This is a genomic window from Pseudoalteromonas sp. SG45-5 (genome assembly GCF_014164085.1).
Lineage (GTDB): Bacteria > Pseudomonadota > Gammaproteobacteria > Enterobacterales > Alteromonadaceae > Pseudoalteromonas > Pseudoalteromonas aliena.
Genome location: NZ_JACJEM010000183.1, coordinates 1 through 313, shown reverse-complemented (window position 1 = coordinate 313; position 313 = coordinate 1). Strand labels below are relative to the sequence as shown.

Annotated in this window: 1 rRNA gene; it reads left to right on the top strand. The window is 37.4% G+C overall.

Annotation, left to right across the window (positions count from 1 at the left end):
- Positions 1–228: 228 nt before the first annotated feature.
- Positions 229–313, top strand: a 16S ribosomal RNA gene (locus H5119_RS20220); the annotation flags it as partial.

The window sequence follows — 313 nt, the reverse complement described above, 5'->3', positions numbered from 1 at the left end:
ACTCGTACAGATTGAGTTCTAACAGCCAAGCTTAGTTCGCTAAGTAAGGCAAACAAATTAGAGTCTCAATTGAAACTGAGTGACCATATGTTATTAAAAGATTCAGCCTTGAGCTGTTTTGATTTCACTTTTTTTAAAAGTGAAAATAATAACGCACAGTCAATTCGTTTTTGGCAACAAAAACAAAGATTCAGAATTCATTGAGCTGTCGAAAGACATAAAACTTTTTAATTGAAGAGTTTGATCATGGCTCAGATTGAACGCTGGCGGCAGGCCTAACACATGCAAGTCGAGCGGTAACAGAGAGGTGCTT